This is a genomic window from Pseudomonas sp. SWRI111, from assembly GCF_014268555.1.
Classification (GTDB): Bacteria; Pseudomonadota; Gammaproteobacteria; order Pseudomonadales; family Pseudomonadaceae; genus Aquipseudomonas; species Aquipseudomonas hamedanensis.
In genome coordinates, this window is record NZ_JABWQQ010000001.1 from 400,120 (window position 1) to 427,092 (window position 26,973).

22 protein-coding genes are annotated in these 26,973 nt (G+C 60.6%); 18 read left to right on the forward strand and 4 right to left on the reverse strand.

Going from position 1 to position 26,973, the window contains the following annotated elements; translation table 11 throughout:
• The 8 genes from HU755_RS01635 to HU755_RS01670 all read left to right on the forward strand — a co-directional run bounded on the left by HU755_RS01635 (position 1) and on the right by HU755_RS01670 (position 9,637).
• A complete protein-coding gene (locus tag HU755_RS01635; protein ID WP_186630358.1) occupies positions 1 to 1,083 on the forward strand; it encodes a glycosyltransferase in 1,083 nt (360 codons plus the stop codon).
• Positions 1,080 to 2,192 (forward strand): glycosyltransferase, encoded by a 1,113-nt coding sequence (locus tag HU755_RS01640; RefSeq protein ID WP_186630359.1) that lies wholly within the window; start codon positions 1,080 to 1,082, stop codon positions 2,190 to 2,192. Before HU755_RS01635 ends, HU755_RS01640 begins: the two co-directional genes overlap by 4 nt.
• Positions 2,189 to 3,502 carry an O-antigen ligase gene (locus HU755_RS01645; protein WP_186630360.1) on the forward strand — a complete coding sequence of 438 codons (1,314 nt, stop codon included), beginning with the start codon at positions 2,189 to 2,191 and terminating at the stop codon, positions 3,500 to 3,502. The genes HU755_RS01640 and HU755_RS01645 overlap by 4 nt, the downstream gene beginning before the upstream one ends.
• A gap of 17 nt (positions 3,503 to 3,519) precedes the next feature.
• Entirely contained in the window at positions 3,520 to 4,473 is a 954-nt protein-coding gene (locus tag HU755_RS01650; RefSeq protein WP_186619760.1) for a glycosyltransferase, read from the forward strand.
• A 13-nt stretch (positions 4,474 to 4,486) separates the two neighbouring features.
• Positions 4,487 to 5,905: an oligosaccharide flippase family protein gene (locus tag HU755_RS01655; protein ID WP_186630361.1), complete on the forward strand. Its 1,419-nt coding sequence runs from the start codon at positions 4,487 to 4,489 to the stop codon at positions 5,903 to 5,905.
• A gap of 32 nt (positions 5,906 to 5,937) precedes the next feature.
• A complete protein-coding gene (gene galE, locus HU755_RS01660) occupies positions 5,938 to 6,993 on the forward strand; it encodes a UDP-glucose 4-epimerase GalE (RefSeq protein ID WP_186548177.1) in 1,056 nt (351 codons plus the stop codon).
• Positions 6,990 to 8,492 carry a family 16 glycosylhydrolase gene (locus HU755_RS01665; protein ID WP_186630362.1) on the forward strand — a complete coding sequence of 501 codons (1,503 nt, stop codon included), beginning with the start codon at positions 6,990 to 6,992 and terminating at the stop codon, positions 8,490 to 8,492. The genes galE and HU755_RS01665 overlap by 4 nt, the downstream gene beginning before the upstream one ends.
• A gap of 95 nt (positions 8,493 to 8,587) precedes the next feature.
• A complete protein-coding gene (locus tag HU755_RS01670; protein WP_186630363.1) occupies positions 8,588 to 9,637 on the forward strand; it encodes an acyltransferase in 1,050 nt (349 codons plus the stop codon).
• Positions 9,638 to 9,648: 11 nt separating this feature from the next.
• Here HU755_RS01670 and HU755_RS01675 read toward each other — a convergent pair whose 3' ends face one another.
• Positions 9,649 to 10,548 (reverse strand): helix-turn-helix domain-containing protein, encoded by a 900-nt coding sequence (locus HU755_RS01675; RefSeq protein ID WP_186630364.1) that lies wholly within the window; start codon positions 10,546 to 10,548, stop codon positions 9,649 to 9,651.
• 162 nt (positions 10,549 to 10,710) lie between these two features.
• Here HU755_RS01675 and HU755_RS01680 point away from each other — a divergent pair, with 162 nt between their 5' ends.
• From HU755_RS01680 to HU755_RS01700, 5 genes are all read left to right on the forward strand, one after another.
• Entirely contained in the window at positions 10,711 to 12,069 is a 1,359-nt protein-coding gene (locus HU755_RS01680; RefSeq protein WP_186619765.1) for a glutamine synthetase family protein, read from the forward strand.
• A gap of 177 nt (positions 12,070 to 12,246) precedes the next feature.
• Positions 12,247 to 13,335 carry a polyamine ABC transporter substrate-binding protein gene (locus HU755_RS01685; RefSeq protein ID WP_186630365.1) on the forward strand — a complete coding sequence of 363 codons (1,089 nt, stop codon included), beginning with the start codon at positions 12,247 to 12,249 and terminating at the stop codon, positions 13,333 to 13,335.
• Positions 13,332 to 14,633, forward strand: coding sequence for an FAD-binding oxidoreductase (locus tag HU755_RS01690; protein ID WP_186630366.1), 1,302 nt, complete (start codon positions 13,332 to 13,334; stop codon positions 14,631 to 14,633). Before HU755_RS01685 ends, HU755_RS01690 begins: the two co-directional genes overlap by 4 nt.
• A 202-nt stretch (positions 14,634 to 14,835) precedes the next feature.
• A complete protein-coding gene (locus HU755_RS01695; protein ID WP_186619768.1) occupies positions 14,836 to 16,491 on the forward strand; it encodes an intermembrane transport protein PqiB in 1,656 nt (551 codons plus the stop codon).
• Positions 16,492 to 16,507: 16 nt separating this feature from the next.
• Complete coding sequence (locus tag HU755_RS01700; RefSeq protein WP_186548163.1) at positions 16,508 to 17,062, forward strand: membrane integrity-associated transporter subunit PqiC; 555 nt, start codon at positions 16,508 to 16,510, stop codon at positions 17,060 to 17,062.
• A gap of 6 nt (positions 17,063 to 17,068) precedes the next feature.
• Here HU755_RS01700 and xerC read toward each other — a convergent pair whose 3' ends face one another.
• Positions 17,069 to 17,914, reverse strand: coding sequence for a tyrosine recombinase XerC (gene xerC / locus HU755_RS01705; protein ID WP_238349949.1), 846 nt, complete (start codon positions 17,912 to 17,914; stop codon positions 17,069 to 17,071).
• A gap of 410 nt (positions 17,915 to 18,324) precedes the next feature.
• On the opposite strand from xerC, the gene HU755_RS01710 reads away from it, so the two are divergent.
• The 5 genes from HU755_RS01710 (at position 18,325) to HU755_RS01730 (ending at position 24,657) form a co-directional block, all read left to right on the forward strand.
• Positions 18,325 to 19,704: a UDP-glucose/GDP-mannose dehydrogenase family protein gene (locus HU755_RS01710; RefSeq protein WP_186630367.1), complete on the forward strand. Its 1,380-nt coding sequence runs from the start codon at positions 18,325 to 18,327 to the stop codon at positions 19,702 to 19,704.
• Between the two features lie 530 nt (positions 19,705 to 20,234).
• Positions 20,235 to 21,413, forward strand: a complete 1,179-nt coding sequence (locus HU755_RS01715; RefSeq protein ID WP_186630368.1) for an MFS transporter — start codon at positions 20,235 to 20,237, stop codon at positions 21,411 to 21,413.
• A gap of 155 nt (positions 21,414 to 21,568) precedes the next feature.
• Complete coding sequence (locus HU755_RS01720) at positions 21,569 to 22,258, forward strand: HPP family protein (RefSeq protein WP_186548156.1); 690 nt, start codon at positions 21,569 to 21,571, stop codon at positions 22,256 to 22,258.
• Between the two features lie 137 nt (positions 22,259 to 22,395).
• A complete protein-coding gene (locus HU755_RS01725; RefSeq protein WP_186630369.1) occupies positions 22,396 to 23,502 on the forward strand; it encodes an enoyl-CoA hydratase/isomerase family protein in 1,107 nt (368 codons plus the stop codon).
• 3 nt (positions 23,503 to 23,505) lie between these two features.
• The gene (locus HU755_RS01730; protein ID WP_186630370.1) at positions 23,506 to 24,657 is read left to right on the forward strand and encodes an acyl-CoA dehydrogenase family protein; all 1,152 of its coding nucleotides are present in this window, start codon (positions 23,506 to 23,508) and stop codon (positions 24,655 to 24,657) included.
• A gap of 370 nt (positions 24,658 to 25,027) precedes the next feature.
• Here HU755_RS01730 and HU755_RS01735 read toward each other — a convergent pair whose 3' ends face one another.
• Together HU755_RS01735 and HU755_RS01740 are read right to left on the reverse strand one after the other, a co-directional pair.
• Entirely contained in the window at positions 25,028 to 25,801 is a 774-nt protein-coding gene (locus HU755_RS01735) for an enoyl-CoA hydratase (RefSeq protein WP_186630371.1), read from the reverse strand.
• Positions 25,802 to 25,816: 15 nt separating this feature from the next.
• Entirely contained in the window at positions 25,817 to 26,944 is a 1,128-nt protein-coding gene (locus HU755_RS01740) for an acyl-CoA dehydrogenase (protein WP_186630372.1), read from the reverse strand.
• Positions 26,945 to 26,973: the final 29 nt, after the last annotated feature.

Below are 26,973 nucleotides of genomic sequence, written 5' to 3' on the forward strand. Positions count from 1 at the left end.
ATGCACATTCTGTTCACTCTCAAGGATTTCAAATCGGGCGGCGGCGTCGAGCGCGTGCAGCAACGGTTGTCCGAGCAATTTCTCAAGGATGGCCGGCGCGTGAGCTTTTTCGTCATGAACGGCGAAACCCCGGACACCGAAGGCGATCAACGCCACCACAGTGGCGGCGGCAACGGCGTCGTCGGCCTGCTGCGCTCGATCGTGCTGTTGCGGCGGCTCATTCGGGACGAACGCGTCACTCACCTGGTTTCCGCCAAGGAACAGGCCAACGTCTGCACCTGGTTCGCGACGCTGGGCAGTGCCTGCAAGGTCATCTACAGCCGGCACATCGCCCTCGATTGCAAGGAACAGAAAACCGGCCCTTCGAGCTTGCGCCTGCTCTATGCCTTGTATCTGTGCGGCAGCGGCAAAGTGGTCACGGTCTCGACGGCGTTGCGTCAGTCGCTGGTCGGCTTGTTACCGTGGGGACGGCAGCGAATCAGCTATTGCCCCAACGCCGTCATCACCGAACAACTGTTCCAGGCCTCACGGGAGCCTCTCGTTGCCGGGTTGCCCGATGCCTACTGGTTGGGCTTGGGGCGACTGACGCAGCAGAAAGGCTTTCATCTATTGCTCGACGCCTACGCCCTGGCGTTGCAACACCGTGCGCTGCCAAATCTGGTGATTGCCGGCGACGGGCCGATGCGCGACACACTGATCGCACAGGCGCAGCGCCTCGGCATCGCGCAACGGGTGCACTTCACCGGTTTTCTGAGCAACCCCTATCCACTGCTCAGACACGCGCGCCTGTTCATTTTGAGTTCGACCCATGAAGGCATGCCAACCGTGCTGATTGAAGCACTGGCGCTGGGTACGCCGGTGCTGGCCTGCGACTGCGAAACCGGCCCCAGAGAGCTGTTGAATAACGGTCAACTTGGCCTGCTGGTCAAGGTCAACGACGTACCGGCACTGGCCGAGGGCATGCTGCGCAGCCTGACCTCTCGGGATGACGTGGTGACCAACGAAACGACCCTGACCGACGCCCTTCGCCCGTACACCAGCCAGCACGCGGCGCAAGCGTATTACCAGGTATGGAATCAATGAAAAAATTCCTGATCATCCTGCACGACCTCAGCGCAGGCGGGGCGGAAAAGATGATGACGCGCCTGGCCGGCGCGTTGGTCGACGCCGGTAACGAGGTGACCTTGCTGCTGCTCACCGGTGGCGGCGTTAATGCGGCCTACCTCGACCCGCGGGTCAAGACCGTTGAACTGCACTGCCCCCGCAGCGCCCGTGCGGTGCCGGCGCTGGCGCAGTTTCTGCGTACCAATCGCTTCGATGCGCAACTGGCGGTTCTCACTCACGTCAACGTCGTGGCAATTGCCGCGGCCGCGCTGTCGGGCACGCTGGCGCGCCTGCACGTCAGTGAGCGCAATGCCTTTTCCCACGATAAGCACGTCAATCCAGCCTTGACGGTAAGGCTCGCCTACTGGGCGGCCCCGCTGCTGTATCGGCTGATTCCCAATCCGGTGATCTGCGTCTCGAAAGGTGTTGCCCAGGATCTGGTCGATACCACCATCGCGCGTCGCCAGGACGTGACCACGGCTGATAATCCGGTGCTCGACGATGACTTCTACAAAAAACGGCCGGGGCGGCCCAGTCACCGCTGGCTGCTGGAAAAGTCTGGCGCAGTGGTGGTTGCCGTGGGCCGTCTGGCCCAGCAAAAAGGCTTCGATACGCTGATCACGGCAATCGCCGCGCTCCCGACCACCAGCGTGCGCTTGATCATTTTCGGTGAAGGTGCGCTCAGGGCTCAATTGCTGGATCAGGCTCGGGCATTGGGTCTGGCCGATCGTGTCGACCTGCCGGGGTACACCGCCGATCCTTTGGCCGAAGTCGCTGCGGCCGATTGTTTTGTCTTGTCGTCGCGCTTCGAAGGCAGCCCCAATGCACTAGTGGAAGCCTTGGCCACAGGCACGCCGGTGGTGGCGACCCGCTGCCCCCATGGCCCGGCGGAAATCCTCATCAACGGCCTGGTGGCGCCGCTGGTCGATGTCGACGACCCGGTCGCCCTGGCACAGGCGATCGTCCTGCAACTCGGCACGCCGCGCAATTTCAAGCGCCATACCCGGCTTGAGGCGGCCGCCCGGTTTGCCAATACCCGTGCGGTGCAGACTTACCTCACCGCGATGCTCGGGAGCGCTGCATCATGAGCACACTGGCGATCAGATATTCGACATTACGCGACGGCTTCGCCCTGTTCGGCGTGCTGTTTTACATTCAGGTGATCACGTTTGTCCTCGGGCTGGGCGGCGGATTCAGCTTCGGCGATGTCGACAAAGACCTCGAAGGCAGTGTCGCCAACCAAATCTGCGGGCTTATCACGCTGTTGGTGCCGTTGTTTTTCTTTATCCGCCACAAGGTATTCCTGAGCAAAACCTTCTACCGCAGCAACTTCTTTCTGCTGCTGTTCCTGCTTTGTGTCATCGCCTCGATCGGCTGGTCGCATGACCCGATGCTGACGCTCAAACGGGTGATAGCACTGCTCGGCGTGGTGTTTTTTGCCGGCTTCATTGCCTGGAATTACCCGCTGGAAAAAATCGTTTTCATGCTCGGTTGTGCGATCGGTGTGGCAGCGTTCATCGGGCTGATTCTCGCGCTGGTCATGCCCGAGGTCGCGTTCCTGTCCGGAGGCATCCGCGACGGCGCCTTCAAGGGCATCTTTGCCGAAAAGAATGCCGGCGCGCGACTCAACGCGGTCGCTATCCTGCTGCTGTTACCGATGATCCGTCAGGGCAATCGCCGGGCGCTGTTCTGCGCGTTGTGTTCGCTGATCGCTATCCTGCTCGCGCAGTCGGCAACCGGCGTGGCGCTGGTTATTTCCGGGACGGTGAGCTACGCCTACTTCCTCACGTTGATTCGTCTGCGCATCAACCGCTCGCAGTGGCTGTTCTTCGGTTGCACGGTGCTGTTTCTGCTGGTGTGCCTGCTGCTTTACAACCACCTGGCCTGGCTGCTGGAAATCGCCGGTCGCGACCCGTCACTGACCGACCGCACGCTGATCTGGGAGTTGCTCGCTCCGTTCGTCGAGCAACAATGGCTCAAGGGATATGGCTTCGGCGCCTTCTGGGCCAGTCCCGATGCCGATGCCTTCATCACGCGCTGGGGCTACATCGGCAACGCCCACAGTGGCTACATGGAAACCCTGCTCAACGGCGGTGTTATTCAATTGAGCGCGCTGGTGTTGCTGCTGGGCGAAGCGCTGTTCAAGCAATACCGCGCCGTCACCGCCAACCACACGGCCCAGTATCGCGCCAGCGCTCTGGTGATCATCGGCCTGTTCGTCGTCACCAACTATGTCGCCTATGTGATCCCCAACTACCGCTCCGCCGAGTTTCTGGTGTTCTGCACCCTCGCCCTGTCGTTCCGGCATCGGCTGGTCATGTACCCCGCGTCATCACCTGCAACCCAGCGTCAGCGTCCGGCTGGTCAGGCATTTGCGCCTGATTCAGCCAAGGCGTGACACAAGGAGAAGCACCCGTGCGAAACCAAGCCCCGCTTTCAGCGCATACCGTGTGCGTTTTGATCCCCATGTACAACGGCGCCGACAGCATTGAGCAAACGCTGACGTCGCTGGCCGAGCAAACCCGGCTGCCCGATCACGTCATTGTCATCGACGATGGCTCCACCGATGACGGGCCACAACGGGTCCGGGACTTCGCCGCGCCGTTTCGTCTGACCCTGTTGCAGCAGGCCAACGCCGGCCAGGCCAGTGCGCGCAATACCGGTTTGCACCACAGCCAGGAAACGTTTGTGGCGATGCTCGATGCCGACGACCAGTGGCGCCCGCAAAAACTCGAGCTGCAACTGGCGCTGTATGACGAACTCGAGCGTCAGGGCCGCCCGGTCGGGCTGATCGACTGTTACGCCCAGGTCAACTACAGCAACGGCAAGCGGCAACTGGACAACGTGCGCAAGAGCGGCATGCACTTCTACGATTTCGTCCACGCCAACGTGCTCAATGGCGTATCTGCCGCACTGGTCAAGCGCGACGTCATGCTGCAACTCGGCGGCTTCGATGCCGGCCTGCGTTACTGCGAAGACCGGTTCATGTGGACGCGCATCGCCGAGCATTGGGAGATCCACACCGTGCCGCAGGTGCTGCTCGAGCGCACGGTCAATGACGGCAACATGACCGCGCAACCGAAAAAGCACTACCAGAACAAGATCAAGTTCATCGAGGTGTATCTCGAACGCTATGGCGCGCAGTTGAGCAAACAGCAACACATCGATTTTGTGCTGGGCAATCACACCGATTTTCTCAACACCTTTTCCCGGCGCGGCGAGCATGTCGAGGTGCTCGATGTGTACCGGCGGATGTTCGAATACTCCTGGCAGACGCTGATCTTCGATCACGGCAAACCGACCTTGCGCTACCTCTACGCCCTCGCCAAGTCATGGCGCAAGGCACCGGCGTCAACCATCGCTCAATGAATCGGTATCCGCCATGGCCAACCACCGTCTCGTCACCCTCGGCTGGATCTTCACCGAGAAATTCGGCCTGATCCTGCTGTCGATGATCACTTTTGTCGCGTATGCGCGGCTGCTGTCGCCGGCCGAACTGGGTGTGGGCACGATCATCATTGCGATCGTCGAGCTGGTGGGGCTGATTTACTCATCGGTACTGGAAGATCCGCTGGTCCGTCTGCAGCGGCTGGAGGGCAAGCACATTTCGACGGCGTTCTGGGCGGCGGTCCTGGTCAGCCTGCTGTCGATCGTGCTGATTTCTGTGGCGGTGGTGTTTTACACCTCCGACCCGATGCTGCGCTGGATGACGGCGCTGGCCTCGGTGAAAATCCTGTTCACCATGATGGCGCGTGTCTACGTGGCGCAAATGCGCCGTAGCGGCAACTTCAAGATGCTGGCGTCGCGCACGTTACTGGGCAAGGTGGTCGGCGGTGTTGCCGGCATTGCTGTCGCGCTGTGGGGATTGGGCGCCTGGGCAGTGATTGCCCAGGCGCTGATCATGGAGTTCGTCTCGATCATCGTCTTGATGCGCGCAGATCCGCGGCGCATCGCCTTTTACATTGACGGTCCGTTCTTGCGCGAGCTGTTAAGAGCCGGCACACCGGTGGCGATCAACGCGTTGAGTTCACAGACCCTCCAGCGCGGCGTCAACGTGGTGCTGGGGATGACGGCCGGGGCCAATGCGGTCGGCATGTTCAACATGGCCATGCGCATCATCGATCTGCCGCGTACGGCGATCTATAACGGCCTGCTGAGCTATGCGCTGCCGGCGTTCTCCCGGCGCAGCAGCGAGCCGGTGCGCCTGCTCGGGATCATCGGCGACTCGACCGTCGTCAGCAGCTTTCTGCTGACGCCGCTGTTCCTCGGCATCGCCCTCACCGCCAGCGACCTGATTCTGTTGATCTTCGGCGCCAAGTGGGCCGAAGCCATCCCGCTGCTGCAAGTGCTGGCCTGCACGGCGGCCATTGGCAACACGGCGATGTACGCGACCACGGCCCTGGTAGCGGTCAACCGCAGCCACCTGACGATCAAGGCTGAAGTGGTCACAACAGTGCTGGCGCTGCTGCTGGTGTACGTCTTCGGCAGTGCCTATGGCGGCATGGCCGCAGCCGTTGCGCTGCTGGCGCGCATGCTGATGATCACGCCGTTGCAGATCCGTGGGCTCAACGCCGCCGTCGGCTATGACTGGCATCGGTTCCTCGATTCCAATTACCGCAGCGTGCTGGCCTCGCTGGTGATGGTCGCGACCGTTCTGTCGGTATCACCGCAGCTGGGTGTCCAAGGCTATCTGCACTTGGCAGGCAGTATTTTGCTTGGCGCGCTGAGCTATGCCGTGGCGTATAGCGTCCTGCACCCGCGCTGGCCGCAGGAATTCAAATCGGTGTTCACCGCTCGCTGAATTCAGTCCCCGAAAAACAGGAAGGCCAATCCATGCGCAAAACTACGTTGATTACTGGCGGGGCCGGTTACATCGGCTCCCATACTGCATTGGCGCTGATCAATGCCGGACGTCACGTGCTGGTCCTCGATAACCTGTGCAACAGCTGTCGGGAGTGCATCAAGCGTCTTGAGCAATTGACCCTGACGCGGGTCGATTTCATCAAGGGCGATATCCGCGATTCGCGCTTGCTCGACGACATCTTCAGCCGTTATGACGTCGAGGCCGTGGTGCATTTCGCCAGCCTTAAATCGGTGGCAGAAAGCGTGAGCAACCCATTGGACTACTACACCAACAATGTCGCCGGCACGCTCGACCTGTGCCGGGCCATGGCCCGCAACAACGTGTTCAAGCTGGTGTTCAGCTCATCGGCCACGGTCTACGGCGAGCCGACACGCACGCCAATTGCCGAAGATTTCGGCACCGGCAAGCCGGTCAACCCGTACGGCCGGACGAAGCTGATGATCGAAGAATTGCTCAGCGATCTGTGCCACTCCGATCCGCGCTGGAGCATCGCCCTGTTGCGCTACTTCAACCCGATCGGTGCGCATGAGAGCGGCATGATCGGCGAAGACCCCACGGGCCGCCCCAACAATCTGTTGCCCTGCCTGACCCAGGTCGCCATTGGCCGGATTCCTGAGCTGACGGTGTTCGGCAGCGACTACCCCACGGTCGACGGCACCTGCGTGCGTGACTACATCCATGTCGTGGACCTCGCCATCGGCCACCTCAAGGCCTTGCTGAAATTGCAGCAAACCAGTGGCATCGATGTCTGGAACCTCGGCACCGGCGTTGGCTATAGCGTGTTGCAGATCATTCACAGCTTCGAAGACATCACCGGCATCGCCATTCCCTATCGCTTTGCACCACGCCGCCCGGGTGACATCGCCAAATGTTTCGCAGACCCCGGCAAGGCCAAACGGGAATTGGGCTGGACGGCGCAACGCGATTTGCGCCAAATGATCATCGATGCCTGGCGGTGGCAGTCGTGCAATCCGCAGGGGTATCAGTCTTCCTTCAAGATCGCGGCATTGAGTGCGGTCAGATGAAACTCAAAGCCGCGCTGGTCCTCTGGCTGCTGTGCTTTGCCCTGGCCGGCAACGCTGCGCAAGCGCCACCCGGTTTGCCTGGCGCCGGGCTGGTGCTGTGGCTGGACGCGGCCGATGCGCAAAGCCTGCAGCTCGATGAACAGAACCGTGTCCTGCGCTGGAAGGACAAATCCGCCAGCGGCCATGATGCGAGCGTCGACAATCCCGGCGCGGCGCCACAGTGGCTGCCAGACGCGGTGAACGGTCGTGCAGTCGTGCGTTTCAACGGCGTGTCGGGTTTGCTCGGTAAAGCCATCCGCAGCGCCAAAGGTCCGGTGACGGTGTTGGTCGTGTCCCGGCGCACAGCCGAACAAGCCCAGGTCGATCCCTGGCAACGCTTGTTCAGCTCACGCCCGCAAACCGCCGACAACGATAACGTGCTGCCGAATTTCGCCATCAGCCTTAGAGACACCGCCGCCTACGCGCCGAGCGTTTCCGTGCTGGAGCTTTACGATGTGCCGATTGGTCCTTATGGCATTGGGCGTAACGCCGTCGGCACGGCCGATAACTTTCGCGGCGATATCGCCGAGGTGCTGGTGTACGACCGTGCGTTCGCCTCCCTCGCCGAACGCCAGCAGGCTTTTCAGTACCTGGCGGACAGGTGGACGATCCCCATCCCCCCGGTCGCAGATACCTGGACCCGGGTCGGGCCGCTCGGCCCTGTACCGCCCCGAAACAACCCGAACCTGCCGCTGTCCGACCAGGCCAATACCGGTCAATGGGTACTCAACGACAAGCTGTCCGACGAGTTCAACGGCAGCAGCCTCGACCGCACGCGCTGGCACGTCAACCACGGCGTCGGCAACGAATCGCTCGGCCGCAAACCGGCGCTCTACACCGAGAAAAACGCCAGCGTCGGCAATGGCAACCTGAACATTGTCTTTCGCAAGGAAACCTTGCCGGAAAAGTACGTGAAACTCGGTTTCAAGGACTACACCTCCGCCATGGTCCGCACCCTTGAGAAAGGCTTGTTCGGCTATTACGAAGCGCGGGCGAAACCGATGAATTCCGCCGGCTCCAGCGCCTTCTGGCTGGCGTGGACGGGCATGGTCGACAACGCCACCGAAATCGATATTTTCGAAATCGCCGGCAAGACCAAGGACGGCAAGCTGGACCGTTCGTACCACATGAATGCTCACCTGTGGGCTACCCCGCAAAGTACCGAACACATCGCCGATGGCAGCATCTGGATCAGTCCATGGCGGCTGGCGGATGACTTCCATGTCTACGGCTTCGACTGGCAGCCCGATACCCTGCGCTGGTATGTCGATGGCGTACTGGTCCGGGAGTCAAGGAACAAGCACTTCTTCTTCCCTATGGAAATCGTCTTCGACAGCGAGGCCATGTGGTCATGGTTTGGCGTGGTCGATGACGCTGACCTCCCCTCAACGTTCGAAGTCGACTACATCAAGATGTGGCAACGCCGTTCATCGCTGTCCCAGGCCGGGAGCACGCCGTGAGCCGCCACTGCTGTTTCAGCTTGCGCCTTGGGTCGACTTAACTCGGCAGAGTCGTCAGTTTTTGATCAGCGCTGATCAGTCCGGAGCGCATTTACATGAACAACCGACGGCTCAAGGAACTGGATTTACTGCGTTTTTTGGCGGCCATGGCCGTGGTGTTTTTTCACTACGCGTTTCGCGGCTATGCCAAGGGCGATATGTCGGCGATGCCCTACCCGCTGCTGGCTGAGCCGGCCAAATATGGCTATCTGGGCGTCGAACTGTTTTTCATGATCAGCGGGTTCGTGATTCTGATGACCGCCTCCAGCAATAACCTGAAGGTCTTCTTCATTTCCCGGGTGGTTCGTCTCTGTCCGGCCTTCTGGGTGTGCTGCACGATTACGTTCCTGGTCACCCTCGCCGTTGGGCAGCCACGGTTCAGCGCTGATTTTTATCAATACGTGGTCAACATGGCCTTTTTGAGCGAGTTGTTGAATGTCGAGCCCATCGACGGCGTGTACTGGTCGCTGTTCGTGGAGATCAAGTTCTATCTGATGATTTCCGTGCTGTTGGCCTTGAAGAAAATCGACCGGATCGAGCCGTGCATGGTGGTCTGGCTGTTGATTTCCGCCATCGCCGAGGTACTCGAATTCGAGAAGCTGCGCTCGCTGCTGATTACCGATTACGCGGCCTGGTTCATCGCCGGTGCGACGTTTTATCTGGCGTGGGCCAAAGGCTTCACCCCTTTGCGCATTCTGCTGCTGGCGGGGGCCTTGGCGCTGGCGAGTTTCACCGCTGTGGTTTGGGCGGCATCGATCGAAAGCAAATACTCGACCGACTACAACCCCTTGATCATCTGCGCCATGGTCGTGCTGTTTTTCCTGATTTTTCTGTTGATCGCGACGAACCGAATGGCCGCCTTGCAGCGCTGGAACTGGACCGCATTGGGCGCGCTGACGTACCCGCTTTACCTGCTGCATCAAATGATCGGCTTCATGATCTTCAACATCGCCTATCCGGCGGTTGATCCGCACGTGCTGCTGTGGGTCACTGTGGCGTTCATGGTCAGTGTTTCCTGGCTGATTCATGAAGAGATAGAAAAGCCCATGGCACGGTCGATCAAGAGGTCACTTTCGATTTCCTTCAAACTGGTCAGGGCCGACTAGGCCGCCCGGCCTCAACGGCGCTTGAGCGTCTCGCTCGGCAGCTCTTTGAACAGCGCGCGATAGCTGCTGGAAAAACGCCCCAGATGCCAGAACGACCAGTGCATCGCCACCTCGGCCACGGTGGTTTCCGAAGGCCTGCGCCTGAGCAGTTCGCGGTGCGCGCTGTTCAGTCGACGCAAGCGCAACCAGTGACTTGGCGTCATCCCCGTATAGGCCTTGAAGGCCTGTTGCAATTGCCGTAGCGACACCCCCGCCACCTGCGCCAGTTCAAGCAGATTGAGCGCATCTTCCGGCGAATCCGCCGCCCACTCCCCCACGCGTTTCATGATCATCCGTTCTTCGCCACGCCGTTGCAGGCCGCTGCGATCGAGGCGCGCCTGTGCGTTGTCGAGGATGAACAAACAATCTTCCAGCAACTGCTCGGTCAATACCTCTTTGCTATCGATATCAATGGCTTGCGACAACTTGGTGAGAGTCGAGCTTAACCAGCGACTGAACAAGGCGTTCTGTCCGCAAGTGAGCGGCGCCATGAACAGCCCGTCGAATTTCCCCACATCCAGCGCGTGCTCACGGACGAATGCCGGGCCGAACACCACGGCGATTTCCTGGTAGTTCTCCGGGGTGATCCAGATGTTGCGGCTCTCTTCGTTGAGCAGGTACAGCGCGTTGTCGCTGCGATCGAAACAAAAGGCCAGGGCACCCGTTGGCGCGCTGAAGTTCTGCTCGACCCGAGTATTCATTTGCTCTTCGTAGACCTCGACACCCTGCAGATCCAGATAGCGGATCTGCCCGGCGAAATGCCCCGGCGACATCTGTTGGTAATGCTGGACCCAGCCCGGAGTGGCGCGGACTTGTTCAGCGACATCGGCGGTATTGAAGGCTTGAACCTGGAGCGGATTGCACGTCGTCATGGAGTGACCTTGCGCACTCTTTTGGTGCGCTTTGGTGCTGCTTAAAGTGGATAGATGGATTCACCAGCCGCGCCCAAGATAGACGCCAACGCGCCACAGGGGAAGGGGCGGAAGATGAAACCCGCCCTCCCCGGCGTCTATGAAACCAATAACGAGGTCCTTATGAATGCCCCTTTCGATCAGCTGTTCACGTGGCTGAAAGATCACAAGATTACCGAAGTCGAATGCGTGGTCAGCGACCTGACCGGCATCGCCCGCGGCAAGATTGCACCGACCAACAAGTTCCTGCATGAGCGCGGCATGCGCCTGCCGGAAAGTGTGCTGCTGCAAACGGTAACCGGGGATTTTGTCGACGACGACATCTACTACGATTTGCTCGACCCGGCCGACATCGACATGGTCTGCAAGCCGGTTTCCGACGCCGTGTATGTCATCCCGTGGGCGATCGAACCGACCGCCATCGTCATCCACGACACCTTCGACAAGTTTGGCAACCCGATCGAACTGTCGCCGCGCAACGTGCTGAAAAAAGTCTTGCAGCTATACACCGACAAAGGCTGGAAGCCGATCGTTGCGCCGGAGATGGAGTTCTACCTGACGCAGCGCTGCGAAGACCCGGACCTGCCGCTCAAGGCACCGCTGGGCCGTTCGGGTCGCGCGGAAAGCGGTCGGCAGTCGTTTTCCATCGATGCCGCCAACGAATTCGATCCGCTGTTCGAAGACGTCTATGACTGGTGCGAATTGCAGGGCCTGGACCTCGACACACTGATCCACGAAGACGGCCCGGCGCAGATGGAAATCAACTTTCGCCACGGCGACGCGCTGGATCTGGCCGACCAGATCACCGTGTTCAAACGCACCCTGCGCGAAGCGGCACTCAAGCACAACGTGACGGCAACGTTCATGGCCAAGCCGATCGGCGACGAGCCGGGCAGCGCCATGCACTTGCACCAGAGCGTCGTCGACATCGCCACCGGCCAGCCGATCTTCGCCAACACCGACGGCAGCATGAGCGAACTGTTCCGCCAGCACATCGGCGGCCTGCAGAAATACATTCCCAAAGTCCTGCCGATGTTTGCGCCCAACGTGAACTCGTTCCGCCGCTTTTTGCCGGACACCTCGGCACCGGTCAACGTTGAATGGGGTGAGGAAAACCGCACCGTGGGATTGCGCGTGCCGACCTCGGGACCTGAGTCGATGCGCGTGGAAAACCGCTTGCCCGGCGCCGACGCCAACCCGTACCTGGCAATCGCGGCGAGCCTGCTCTGCGGCTACCTCGGCATGGTCGAGAAGGTCGAACCGAGCGCGGCAGTCGAGGGCCGTGCTTATGAGCGGCGCAATCTGCGCCTGCCGATCACCATTGAAGAAGCGCTGACGCAGATGGAAGAGTGCCCGACAGTGGCCGAATACCTGGGCAGCAAATTCGTTCGCGGTTATGTCGCGGTGAAACGCGCCGAACACGAAAACTTCAAACGCGTGATCAGCTCCTGGGAGCGCGAGTTCCTGCTGCTGAGCGTCTGATCCAGATCTGCACCGTCCTTGTGGGAGGGCGCGCCTGAGAAATCGATCGTTCCCACGCTCCTGCGTGGGAATGCATCCCGGGACGCTCCGCGTCCCATCCACAGCCGAACGCGGAGCGTCCGTTGAGGCATTCCCACGCAGAGCGAGGGAACGATCATTACAAGAAGAGGTGTTGAAATGCGTCTATTGAAATCCGTACTCCCGGTCGCCCTGAGCGTTTTGTTCAGCGCCGCAGCCCACGCCCAGCCCACGGTCAGCGTCTACAACTGGACCGACTACATCGGCGAAACCACCTTGGCCGATTTCCAGAGCAAGACCGGGATCAAAGTGATCTACGACGTCTTCGATTCCAACGAAACCCTCGAAGGCAAACTCCTGGCCGGGCGCACCGGTTATGACGTGGTCGTGCCGTCCAACCATTTTCTCGCCCGTCAGGTGAAGGCCGGCGCTTTCATGAAACTGGACCGCGCGCAGTTACCAAACTGGATTAACCTCGATCCAAAACTGCTTGAATTACTTGATAAAAATGATCCTGGCAATCAGCACTCGGTGCCGTACCTGTGGGGCACCAATGGCATCGGCTATAACGTCGACAAGGTCAAGCAAGTGCTCGGCATTGATCGCATCGACTCTTGGGCTGTGCTGTTCGAACCCGAGAATCTGAAAAAGCTTTCCCAGTGCGGTGTGTCGATGATGGACTCCGCCGACGAAGTCTTCCCGGCCGTGCTCAACTACATGGGCATGGACCCGCGCAGCGAAAGTCCCGAAGACTTCAAAAAGGCCGAGGCAAAGCTGCTGAGCATCCGCCCGTACATCACCTATTTCCATTCCTCAAAATACGTCTCAGACCTGGCCAACGGCGACCTCTGCGTGGCCTTCGGTTACTCCGGCGACGTGTTTCAGGCCGCCAATCGCGCCAAAGAAGCCAACAACGGCGTGAACATCGCCTATGCCATTCCCAAGGAAGGCGCCAACCTTTGGTTCGACCTGCTGGCAATTCCCGCTGACGCCAGCAATGCCAAAGAAGCCCACGCCTTCATTAATTACCTGCTCGATCCGCAGGTAATTGCCAAGGTCAGCGCCTCGGTCGGTTACGCCAACCCGAACCCCGCTGCCAAGCAATACATGGATCCGGAACTGGTCAACAACCCCGAGGTGTACCCGCCTCAGGCCGTACTCGACAAACTGTACATCTCCACGACCCCGCCCCAGGCCATCATGCGTCTGATGACCCGTTCCTGGAGCAAAGTGAAGTCGAACAAATGAATCAGTACACCCAGCAACACGCCCGTTCCTATTACGCCGCTTCGGCCCGGGCGACGACACCCTACCCGCTGCTGGATGGCGATCTGAGCGCGGACGTCTGCGTCATCGGCGGCGGGTTCACCGGCGTCAACACCGCCATCGAACTGGCGCAGCGCGGGCTCTCGGTGATCCTCATCGAAGCCCGGCGCATCGGTTGGGGCGCCAGCGGGCGCAACGGCGGTCAGTTGATCCGCGGGATCGGCCATGACGTCGACGGCTTCGGCAAATACGTCGGCCAGCAAGGCGTGAGCTATTTACAGCGCGCCGGCATCGATTCGGTGGAACTGGTGCGCCAGCGTGTCAGTGCTCACGGCATTGAGTGCGATTTGCGCTGGGGCTTTTGCGAGTTGGCTAACACGGCGGCGCAGTTTGCCGCCTTCAAGGACGAGCAAGTCAGCCTTGCCGACCTCGGGTACGCCCACGAAACACGGTTGGTCGGCCCTGAGCGAATCCGCGAGCAAGTGGTTGATGCCAGTGTGTATGCCGGCGGGCTGGTGGACATGGGGTCAGGCCATTTGCATCCGCTCGATCTGGTCCAGGGCGAAGCCCGCGTGGCTGCGCAACTGGGCGTGCGGATTTTCGAGCAGAGCCCGGTGCTGGAAATCATTCACGGTGCGACCGTGCAGGTTCGTTGCGCCAGCGGCAGCGTGCGCGCCGGCAGTCTGGTGCTCGGCTGCAATGCGCACCTGGATGAACTCGAACCGCAGCTCAGCGGCAAAGTCCTGCCGGCCGGCAGCTACATCATCGCCACCGAGCCGCTGTCCGAAGCGCGCGCCGCGCAATTGATCCCGCACAACCTGGCCCTTTGTGACCAGAAAGTCGGCCTGGATTATTACCGGCTCTCGGCAGACCGACGCCTGTTGTTCGGCGGTGCCTGCCATTACTCGGGTCGCGACCCGGCGGACATTGCGGCTTATATGCGTCCGAAAATGCTCAAAGTCTTTCCGCAACTGGCGGACGTGCGTATCGACTACCAGTGGGGCGGCAAAATCGGCATCACCGCCAACCGTTTTCCCCAGGTCGGTCGCCTCAAGCAACACCCGAACGTGTTCTACGCTCAGGGCTATTCCGGTCATGGCCTCAACGTCACCCACTGGTGCGCAAAACTGCTCGGCGAGGCGATTCACGTCGGTCATAGCCAGGGTCTGGACGTGTTCAGCGCTGTGCCGCACATGACCTTCCCCGGCGGCCCGGCCTTGCGCTCGCCGCTGTTGGCGTTGGGCATGTTCTGGTATCGCCTGCGGGAAATTTTCGGCTGACCTGTGATCGTTCCCACGCGCTGCGTGGGAATGCAGCCAGGGACGCTCTGCGTCCCCACATCGAAGCCTTCGGCAACACCTGCCGCAAAATTCGCCTGGCAGGTTAGCTATTCACATTTGCTCTATCGCCAAGCACTTCTATATTCATGAGGTGCTTTGGCGTTCCTGACGCTCAGTGCCCAATCAATCGAGGAGGACATGGATGAAGTCGTCAGCCACCGACGAGCCGCGAGCACCCGGCCAGGCGCCAATCAAAACCCGCCGTTTCGGCATTTCGCTGGTGTGGATCGTGCCGATCGTGGCGGTGCTGGTCGGCATCTCGCTGGTCGTGCACAACGTCATGCAGGAAGGTCCGACCATCGTCCTCACCTTCAAGACCGGCAGCGGTCTGACGGCCAACAAGACTGAAGTGAAATACCGCAACGTGGTGATCGGCCATGTCACCGGGGTCGAACTGAGCGACGACCAGAAAAACGTCAACGCCACGGTCAAACTGGCCAAGCAGGCCGAAACCTTCACCCGCGAAGACTCGCAATTCTGGGTCGTGCGCCCACGGATCGGCGCTGGCGGGGTTTCAGGCATCGACACGCTGCTCTCCGGCGACTACATCGGCGCCGACATTGGCCAGTCCAACAACCGCGCCAAAAACTTCAAGGGGCTGGAGAACCCGCCGCCGATCACCTATGGCGAACCCGGCAAGCGCTTCATGTTGCATGCCCCAGACCTCGGCTCGCTGGACATCGGCTCGCCGGTGTATTACCGCAAGATCCCGGTCGGCCAGGTCGTCACCTACACGCTGGACCCTGACGGCAAAGGCGTAAATATCGAAGTGTTCATCCATGCCCCGAACGATGCCTTTGTCACCGAAAACACCCGTTTCTGGAACGCCAGCGGCATCGACATCAATGTCGGCGCCAACGGCTTTGCGGTAAAAACCGAGTCGCTCTCGACGCTGCTGGTGGGCGGCATTGCCTTCCGCGCGCCCAATTACAACCCCAACGACAGCGCTGCCCCCGACGATAAAAACTTCGAATTGTTCGCCGACCAACAGACGGCCCTCGCCCCACCCAATGGCAAGGCGCAATACCTGAGCCTGCGTTTCGACCAGGCCCTGCGCGGGCTAAAGGTCGATGCACCGGTGGAGTTCCTCGGCATGGAGATCGGTCGCGTGGTGGCGATCAATCTGGATTTCGACGCGAAAAAACGCAGCTTCCCGCTGAATGTCGGCATCGTCATCTACCCGCAGCGCCTCGGCCAGGCGTACTCGAAAATGCTCACGGCGTTCAAGCATGACCCCAACGACGAAGCCGCGGGCATACGGCTGATGGGCACGTTCATCGACAACGGCCTGCGTGCCCAGGCGCGCAGTGGCAACCTGCTGACCGGGCAGTTGTATATCGCCCTGGACTTCTTCCCGAAAGCGGAAAAAGTCGCGTTCGACCCAACGTTGCGCCCGGTAGTGATCCCGACAGTGCCGGGCAGCCTCGAACAGATGCAGGAAAAACTCGAAGCCATGGTCGACAAGGTCAACAAACTGCCGATAGACCGCATTGCCAACAACCTCGACAGCAATCTGGTCGAGCTGCGCAAAGGCCTGGCCCAATTCAACGGCAGAACCTTGCCGGGCGTACAAACCACCTTGGGCGACCTCAGCAAGACCCTGCAATCGGCCAGCTCGACGCTGGCTGAAGATTCGCCGCAGCGCGAGAAACTCACCGAGACCCTCGACGAACTCGGACGCATGTCGCGCTCGCTGCGCGAACTCTCGGATTATCTGGGCCGGCATCCCGAATCGCTGATCCGCGGCCGTCCCGACAACGCTGCGCCACTGGATCTGCAAGGGCCGCCGCGCAATTGAGCACAGGAGCTGAACCATGGCTGTACCGCTGAAGATCACCGTGCTCGCTGCGTGTCTGTTGCTGGGAGCGTGCCGCAGCGACCCGATCAGCTTTCACACCCTGACCCCGGTCCAGCCGGGTGCTGGCAGAAGCGGTGCGGAGATTGCCATTGAAGGCATCACCGTGCCGCCGCAGGTCGATCGCGCGCAGATCGTCATTCGGCAGGGCAACAGTGGCGTGGCGATTCTGGAAACAGATTGGTGGGCCGCCACCCTCGCCGATGAGTTGCGCGGTGCGCTGAACGAGCAGCTCAGTGCCGGCGTCCGTCAGCAGCCGGTGTCGGTGCGCATCGACGTGCAGCGGTTCGACTCGATTCCCGGCCAGTACGCACTGATCGATGTGAAGTGGCGCCTGCGCCAGCGTGCCGAGGCCAACCCATCGACGCTGACCTGTCGCACCCTGATTCAAACACCGTCCGGCACAAGCATCGAGGACTTGGTCGGTGCCCAGCAAAGCAACGTCAAACGCCTCGCCGCCGCGATAAATCAGGCGGCGGCGAGTGAGGCGTTCAGTTGCCCGACCGCGTCCTGAATCCACCTACAAGTCAAAGCGATCCACCGCCCGCCGCCGCTCATTGTCATCGCGCACATCGTAGTTGGCGGTCGTCTGGATATTGCTGTGATGCGCCAGTTTCTGCGCAATCGACAAGTCGTGCTCTTCGATGACCCGGGTAATGAACGACCGGCGAAAGTCGTGGGGCATGATCTTCACCCCGACCTGGGTGCCACGCTGGCGGGCGATGTAGTAGATCGCGTGCTTGGTGATGCGCTCGCGGGTGATGTGGTTGCCACGGCGAATACGGTTGAACAGAAACGCATCGTCGCTCTCCCCTTCCTTGAGCTGCGAGCGCCGCAGTTCGAGCCACGCATCGAGCTTGGCGAACGCCCACGCCGGCGCGTACTTGATCAGTTGCTTGTTGCCCTTGCCCGTGACGGTCAGGCTGCGTTCGGTGAAATCGACCTGATTGAGGTCCAGGTCCACTGATTCCGACTTGCGCATGCCGGTGCCGTACAGCAGCGCAATCACCGCAGCATCGCGCAGCCCTTGCGGCCGCGGGTCGGCCGCGCAAACGCCCATCAGTTCACGAATCAAGGTGCGTTTGAGATTACGCCCCTGCGCCAGCCGCGTGCCGGCAATGCCTTTGACCGAGCGGATCTTCAACAGGTGATCCTGGGTGATCAGGCTCATGCGCCAGGCTTCGTTCATCACGCCGCGCACGGCGTTCACATACAGCGATGAAGTATTGGGCGCGTAACCGTCGGCGCGCAACGCGGCGACCAGGGCGACGACATCCTCAGGCTGCAACCCGTGCCAGGGGATTTCCTCGATATCAATGTCTTCGAAACCCAGACGGTCGGCTGCGTCCTGCAGGATATAACGCATGGTCAGTTGGCTGGACGGCGCCAAGCGTGCCAGATACAGCGTCAGCGGATTGGAGTTGGACGGGGTGAATTCAGTACTCGACAAGTCAATCAAACGAAACGGCCTTGAAATAGAAAACGATTCAACAAAAACACTGCACGCAGAACATCATTACGGCGGCTTTGGAGACGGAAAGATAAGTAGCCGACCGCTCTGTACGGGCATCTTTGACAAAAAACGGCATGACTCAATAACAGGGGTTGCCGCAAAAGGCCGACAACCTGCCGTTCGTGGGGGCAAAAGTCAATCGGGCATTCCCCGAACGGTCTGCTTCCTCGCTGACTGCACAGTGTTACTACCGACAACACGGTAGGCGAACTGAAACATGACCTTCTTATCCTGACGCAAGGAACAGCGCTCAGGAGTGTTCGATGAAAATCACAGTGTTTGGCAGTGGTTATGTCGGTCTGGTGCAAGCGGCAGTGCTGGCAGAGGTTGGTCATGATGTCGTGTGTATGGACATCGACCAGAATAAAGTCGACCTGTTGCGTCAGGGCCACGTGAGCATCTTCGAACCGGGGCTGGCGAGTCTGGTGCGCGAGGGGCTGGATTCAAAGCGGCTGCAATTCACCCCTGATGAACAACTCGCGGTGCAGCATGGCCGGGTGGCGTTCATCGCGGTCGGCACGCCCTCGCGCGAAGACGGCTCGGCGGACCTGCGCCATGTGCTGGCGGTTGGCGACGCCATCGCCCGTCATCGCCAGCAGCCCTTGATTGTCGTGGAGAAATCCACGGTGCCGGTCGGCACCGGCGATGCCCTGCGCACGCACATTGAAAAAGCGCTGATCAAGGTTGGCCGCCTGCTGCATTTCGATGTGGTGTCCAACCCCGAGTTTCTCAAGGAAGGTTCGGCGGTTGCCGACTGCCGCCGTCCGGACCGCATCGTTATTGGCTGCGAAGGCGATGCGGTACGCGATGTGATGCGCGATCTGTACGCGCCGTTCAACCGCAACCACGATCGCATCCTGTTCATGGACCTGCGCAGCGCCGAGCTGACCAAGTACGCGGCCAATTGCATGCTCGCGACCAAGATCAGCTTTATCAACCAGATCGCCGAACTGGCCGAACACCTGGGCGCCGACATTGAATCGGTGCGCCAGGGCATCGGTGCTGACACGCGCATCGGTTATCACTTCATCTATCCCGGCTGCGGATACGGCGGCTCATGTTTCCCCAAAGACATGCGCGCGCTGATCCACAGCGCTGAACAGGCGCAGTGCTCCAGCGATTTGCTGCAAGCGGTCGAAGCGATCAACCAGCGCCAGAAGCACAAGCTGTTCGAACGCATCAATGCCTTCTACAAAGGCGAGCTGCGCGGCAAGACCTTCGCCCTGTGGGGCCTGGCGTTCAAACCCAATACCGACGACATGCGCGATGCGCCGAGCCGGGTGCTGCTGGAAGCGTTGTGGGCCGCCGGCGCCAGCGTGCGCGCGTTTGACCCGGAGGCCATGCAGGAAACCCAGAAGCTGTATCCGGACCAATCAAAACTGCTGTTGATGGGCACCCCGGAATCGGTCCTGCCCGGCGCCGATGCGCTGATCATCTGCACCGAATGGCAGCAGTTCAAGGCACCGGACTTCGACCTGATCAAGCAACGCCTCAACAGTCCGGTGATTTTCGACGGGCGCAACCTGTACGACGCCGACCGCCTGGCGCGCAACGGCTTCCAGTACTTCCCGATGGGCCGCGGTGAGTCGCGCAAGTTGCCGATTTCGTTGCAACAGTGGACGCACGCCTCGGACGTCGCGTGAACAAAGCCCACACCAAGCCTGTGGAAGCAAGGCCTCTCCCACATTGGTTTTTTTGGTGGTCAGCAATTGTCCCGGCGCACCCCAAACCTGTGGGAGCGAGCTTGCTCGCGAAGGCGGCCTGTAAGTCGATATCAGTGCTGACTGACCCACCGCCTTCGGGAGCAAGCCCCCTCCCACATTGGTTTTTTGGTGGTCAGCAATTGTCCCGGCGCACCCTAAACCTGTGGAAGCAAGCCCCTCCCACAATTGGTTTTGTAATGGTCAGTAATAACTCTGTTGCACTCCAAACCTGTGGGAGCGGGCTTGCTCGCGAAAGCGCCGGGGCAGTGACATCAATGCTGACTGACCCACCGCTTTCGGGAGCAAGCCCCCTCCCACATTGGTTTTGTGATGGTCAGTAAATGCCCCGGTGTTCACCAGGTCTGTTGGAGCAAGCCCCGGCCACAGATATGTCTCAGCTTGACCGGCAGAGCCTGCACAGAGAGGATAGCGTTCGCCCGCCCGGCTTTGAAATAAGGACATTGACCTCCGTGGCCACCTACTCGCGCCTCATCCGCCGCTTGATGATCAGTTCGTTGAGCGTCGTCATCAGCCGCGCCCTGATCAGCCCGTTGTTGACCTTGTTCCTCAGCAACACTCTCGGGCTCAACCCCCAGGACGTCGGGCTGTTGCTGGGGATCGCGGTATTCAGCGCCACGCTACTTTCGCTTTACGGCGGTTACATCATCGACCGCCTGGACAAGCGCCGCCTGCTGATCCTGACCATGCTCTCAAGCGGGATCGGTCTGATCCTGCTGACCTTCGCACAGAACCTGTATCTGACCACCCTGGTGCTGATCATCAGCGAAACGGCGTCTGCCCTGTTCCTGATCTGCTCCAAGGCCATCCTCAGTGAAAACCTGCCGGTGGGCCAACGGGTCAAGGCGTTCTCCCTCAATTACACCTTGACCAATATCGGCTATGCGGTCGGTCCGATGATCGGCGTGGTGATCGCCGGTGTAGAGCCTGCGGCGCCGTTTCTGGTCGCAGGGGCAATTGCCATTGGCAGCATTTTTCTGTTGCTCGGCGTCGGCAGGGACGCCAAGCCGGAATCATCGATCAACCCACCTCCGAGCTTTGTGAACACGCTGATCATTCTGAAAAACGACCGCACGATGGTCCTGTTCACCCTCGGTTGCCTGCTCACCACCTTGGTGCACGGGCGCTTCACCTTGTATTTGTCGCAATACCTGTTGGTCACCCACACCCAGCAACAGACGCTCGACACCATGGCCGCCCTGCTCGCCTGCAACGCGATCACCGTAATCCTGCTGCAATATCAGGTCGGCCGTTTGCTGACCCGCGAACGCCTGCGCCACTGGATTGCCGGCGGCACCGCCCTGTTCATCGTTGGGCTGATCGGCTTCAGTCTGGCCGACAGTCTCGTCGGTTGGTGCGTGGCGATGTTCATCTTTACCCTGGGCGAGATGATCATCTATCCCGCAGACTTTCTATTTGTCGACACGTTGGCCCCGGAACACTTGCGCGGCAGCTACTACGGCGCGCAGAACCTGGCGGCGCTGGGCGGTGCGGCCAGCCCGGTCATATGCGGTTTTCTGCTGATGCACACGCCGGCGCCGAGCATGTTTTACGCTTTGAGCGCATTGGCCGCAGTAGGCGGCTACTTGTGTTTCATGAGCGGTCGACGCATCGCCATAACTCAAAAATAATGCACTAAAGCTGCATTTATATGAATTTGTCAGCATCGTCACGGAACGGCACACTGTGCGCGTTCCTCCCCCAATGTTGGAACGCTTCGAGGGCTTTCCGGATTTGCCGGACAAGTCCTTTTTTTTGCCCGGATTTTGTTAAGGATTGGCTCTACATGCTTGCTCGCTGGTTGCCCGCCGCCATCAACACTCGCCCCTCCGAATGGAGCCGCGCCGCCATCGGCATGGCGCTGGGCACGCTGTTCAGCGTGTGGCTGTGTGCCCAGGTGTTCGGTCATGAAGTCGCTTATCACCTGATCGGCCCATTAGGCGCGTCGGCCGTGCTGCTGTTCGCCGTCTCCTCCGGCGCCCTCGCCCAGCCGTGGTCGATTCTCGGTGGCTATCTGTGTGCCGGCGTCGTTGCGTTGCTGGTCGCTCACGTACTCGGGCGCACCCTCGGCAGCGCCTGTCTGGCGGCGGGCATGGCGCTCATCCTGATGTGCTGGCTGCGTTGCCTGCACCCACCGGCCGGCGCCCTCGCGCTGACTCTGGTGCTGGCCGACCCGGCGACCATCGCTCTGGACTGGAAAGCCATGGAACCGGTGATGCTCGGCGCGGCGTGCATGCTTGCCAGCGCCCTGGCCTACAACAACCTGACGCGCATTCGCTACCCGAAACGCCCGGCCGATCCGGCCCCGCCGGTGGTTCCGGTCGACAGCCAGGCCATTACCGCCGAAGACCTCAAGCGCGCACTGGCAGACATGGAAGCCTTCATCGACGTCACCCCCGAAGACCTCGAACGGCTGATCCACGCCACCGAACTGCACGCCAAGCGCCGCAGCATCGGCGAAGTCTTCACCCGCTGATCATTTTGCGGTAAGGCAAAAACGCAGACTCCCCCTGCACATATCCACGTTGTACAAGGCAAATTTGCACTGTTAGGATCCGTTAACGCTCGCGCGCGAGCTTCTCGAATAAAGACAATAAAAGCAGGGAGTTACTGATGACAGCTCAGGCTTCATCCCCGCGGACCCCGTCCATGGATGCCACGCAAAACGAAGTGCTGGCCGAGGTGCGTAACCACATCGGGCACCTGACCCTCAATCGCCCCGCCGGCCTCAACGCCATCACCCTCGACATGGTGCGCCAGCTGCAACGCCAGCTCGACGCCTGGGCGACGGACGCCGATGTCAACGCGGTGGTCCTGCGCGGTGCCGGTGAGAAAGCGTTCTGTGCCGGTGGCGATATTCGATCGCTGTACGACAGTTACAAAAGCGGCGACACCCTGCACGAAGATTTCTTCGTCGAGGAATACGCCCTCGACCTGACCCTTCATCACTACCGCAAACCGGTGCTGGCCTTGATGGACGGTTTCGTCCTCGGCGGCGGCATGGGCCTGGTGCAAGGCGCCGACCTGCGGGTGGTCACCGAGAAAAGTCGTCTGGCGATGCCGGAAGTTGCCATCGGCTATTTCCCGGATGTCGGCGGCAGCTATTTTCTCTCGCGCATTCCCGGCGAACTGGGGATTTACCTGGGTGTCAGCGGCGTGCAGATTCGTGCAGCCGATGCGTTGTACTGCGGGCTGGCCGACTGGTACCTGGACAGCAGCAAACTGTCGCTGCTCGACGAGAAACTCGACCAGATGGAGTGGCAGGACACGCCGCTCAAGGCCCTGCAGAACCTGCTGGCAAAACACGCCGTGCAGACCCTGCCTGATGCGCCGCTGCAAACGCTGCGCCCGGTCATCGACCACTTTTTTGCCTTGCCCGACGTGTCAAGCATGGTCGAGCAACTGCGTGCCGTAACCGTCGCCGACAGCCATGAATGGGCCACCGCCACGGCCGATCTGCTCGAAACCCGCTCGCCGCTGGCCATGGCGGTGACTCTGGAAATGCTCCGTCGCGGTCGCCACTTGAGCCTGGAACACTGCTTCGCCCTTGAACTGCATCTGGATCGCCAGTGGTTCGCCCGTGGCGACTTGATTGAAGGCGTCCGCGCGCTGCTGATCGACAAGGACAAGTCACCTCGCTGGAACCCGCCAACCCTCGCAGGGCTGGACGCGGCGAAGGTTGCGAGTTTCTTCCACGGTTTTGATGAAAGCGGGAACTGAGCCATGCACGATCTCGAACTGACTGAAGAACAAGTGATGATCCGCGACATGGCCCGGGACTTTGCCCGCGGCGAAATCGCCCCCCACGCGCAAGCCTGGGAAAAGGCCGGCTGGATCGACGACGCCCTGGTTGCGAAAATGGGCGAGCTGGGCCTGCTCGGCATGGTGGTGCCTGAAGAATGGGGCGGCACTTACGTGGATTACGTCGCTTACGCACTGGCCGTGGAAGAGATTTCTGCCGGCGATGGCGCGACGGGCGCGTTCATGAGCATCCATAACTCGGTCGGCTGCGGTCCGGTGCTCAACTACGGCAGCGAAGCACAGAAACAGACCTGGCTGGCATCGCTGGCCAGCGGTGAAACTATTGGTTGCTTCTGCCTGACCGAACCCCAAGCGGGTTCCGAAGCACACAACCTGCGCACCCGCGCTGAATTGCGTGACGGCCAATGGGTGATCAACGGCGCCAAGCAATTTGTCAGCAACGGCAAGCGGGCGAAACTGGCGATCGTGTTCGCCGTGACCGATCCGGACCTGGGCAAGAAAGGCCTCTCGGCGTTTCTGGTGCCGACCGACACACCGGGATTCATCGTCGACCGCACTGAGCACAAGATGGGTATCCGCGCGTCCGATACCTGCGCGGTGACGCTCAATAACTGCGCCATTGCTGAAGCAAATCTGCTGGGCGAGCGCGGCAAGGGACTGGCGATTGCCCTGTCCAACCTTGAAGGCGGCCGTATCGGCATCGCCGCGCAAGCGCTGGGCATCGCCCGGGCGGCGTTCGAAGCGGCGCTGGCGTATTCGAAAGACCGGGTGCAGTTCGACAAACCGATCATCGAGCACCAGAGCATCGCCAACCTGCTGGCGGACATGCACATGCAAATCAACGCAGCCCGGTTGATGATTCTGCATGCGGCGCGGTTGCGCACGGCGGGCAAACCCTGCCTGTCCGAGGCGTCGCAGGCCAAGCTGTTTGCTTCGGAAATGGCCGAGAAAGTGTGCTCCTCGGCGATCCAGATTCATGGCGGCTACGGCTATCTCGAGGATTATCCGGTCGAGAAGTACTACCGTGATGCGCGGATTACTCAGATTTATGAAGGGTCGAGCGAGATACAGCGGATGGTGATTGCGCGGGATCTGAAAAACTATCAGCTCTAAAAGCTTCGCGAGCAGGCTCGCTCCCACAAGGAATGTCTGTGCAGCGCAGATTCAATGTGGGAGGGGGCTTGCTCCCGAAGGCGGTGGGTCAGTCAGCAGATATATTGACTGACAAACCGCCATCGCGAGCAGGCTCACTCCTACAGGTTCCGGTGTGTGCCGTAGTTATTACGGCCCACTGCAAAATCCCTGTGGGAGGGGGCTTGCTCCCGAAGGCAGTGGGTCAGTCAGCAGATATATTGACTGACAAACCGCCATCGCGAGCAGGCTCGCTCCTACAGGTTCTGGTGTGTGCCGTAGTTATTACGACCCACTGCAAAATCCCTGTGGGAGCGAGCCTGCTCGCGAAGGCGTCAGCCCGGACGCTGCATCACTTGCCCCGGAATACCGGGTCGCGCTTACCGACAAACGCGGCCATCCCTTCCTTCTGATCCTGGGTGGCAAACGCCGCATGGAACACCCGGCGCTCAAAGCGTACGCCTTCAGTCAGGTTCACTTCAAAAGCGCGGTTAACGCTTTCCTTGATCATCATCGCAATCGGCAGTGACTTGCTGGCAATCACCGCCGCAACCTTCAGCGCTTCTTCCAGCAATTCATCGCTCGGCACGATGCGCGCGACGATGCCGCAGCGCTCGGCTTCCACGGCATCGATCATGCGCCCGCTCAGGCACATGTCCATGGCTTTGGCCTTGCCCACGGCGCGGGTCAGGCGCTGGGTGCCGCCCATGCCCGGAAGGACGCCAAGGTTGATTTCCGGTTGGCCGAATCTGGCGTTGTCGCCGGCCAGAATGAAGTCGCACATCAGCGCCAGTTCACACCCACCGCCAAGGGCAAAGCCGTTGACTGCGGCGATGATCGGCTTGCGTCGGTTGGCGACGCGATCGCTGTCACTGAACAGATCGTCCATGTAGATCTGCGGATAGGTCAGCTCGGCCATTTCCTTGATGTCGGCACCGGCGGCAAAGGCTTTTTTCGACCCCGTGAGGACGATGCAGCCAATGTTCGCGTCGGCTTCCAGCGCGTCGAGGGCGTGGTTCACTTCGCTGACCAGTTGCGCGTTCAAGGCATTCAGCGCCTGGGGCCGGTTGAGGGTAATCAGGCCAACGCGGTCGCGGATGTCCAGGAGGATCGTTTCGTAAGTCATGAATAAAATTCCTTGTCAGAGATTGCGCGAAATGACCATGCGTTGAATGTCGCTGGTGCCTTCGTAGATCTGGCAGACACGCACATCGCGGTAAATGCGTTCCAGCGGGAAGTCGTTGAGGTAACCGTAACCGCCGAGGGTTTGCAACGCCATTGAGCAGACCTTTTCGGCCATTTCCGAAGCAAACAGTTTGGCCATCGACGCCTCCACCAGCGCCGGCTGACCGCTGTCGCGCAGGGCCGCAGCGTAATGCACCATCTGCCGGGCCACGGCGATCTGCGTGGCCATGTCGGCGAGGCGGAACGCGACGGCCTGGTGTTCGATGATCGGCTTGCCGAAGGTGTCGCGCTCGCGGGCGTAATCACGCGCCGCTTCGAACGCGGCGCGCGCCATGCCGACGGCCTGGGAAGCAATACCGACGCGGCCGCCCTCAAGATTCGCCAGGGCGATTTTATAGCCCTCGCCCTCCTCGCCCAGCCGATTGGCTACCGGGACTTTGACGTCCTCAAAGAGAATCTGGCAGGTGTCTGAAGCGTGCTGGCCGAGTTTGTCTTCGACCCGCGCGACCTTATGGCCCGGCGAATCGGTCGGCACGATAAACGCGCTGATGCCGCGCTTGCCGGCGCTCGGATCGGTCACGGCAAACACAATCACCACCCCGGCATTCTGCCCGGAAGTGATGAATTGTTTGCAGCCATTGAGCACGTAGTGATCGCCTTCCAGGCGCGCGCGGGTTTTCAGGCTGCTGGCGTCAGAACCGGCCTGCGGTTCGGTCAGGGCAAAGGCGCCGAGCATGGCGCCGCTGGCCAACGGCTTGAGGAACCGCTCGCGCTGATCGTCGTTGCCGAACTTGAGAATCGGCACGCAACCGACCGAGTTGTGCACGCTCATGATCGTCGAGCAGGCGCCATCGCCGGCAGCGATTTCCTCCAGGGCCATGGCATAGGCAAGATAGCCGGTTTCGCAGCCACCCCACTGCTCCGGCACGAGCATGCCGAAGAAGCCCAGTTCAGCCATCTCAGAGATGGCCTCTTTGGGGAACCGGTGTTCGCGATCCCACTCGGCAGCGAACGGTTTGAGACGCTCCTCGGCAAACTGCCGGGCCATGTCACGGATCTGTTGTTGGTCTTGGTTGGGAATCATGGTGAATCCTTAAATCCGGGTTACCACAA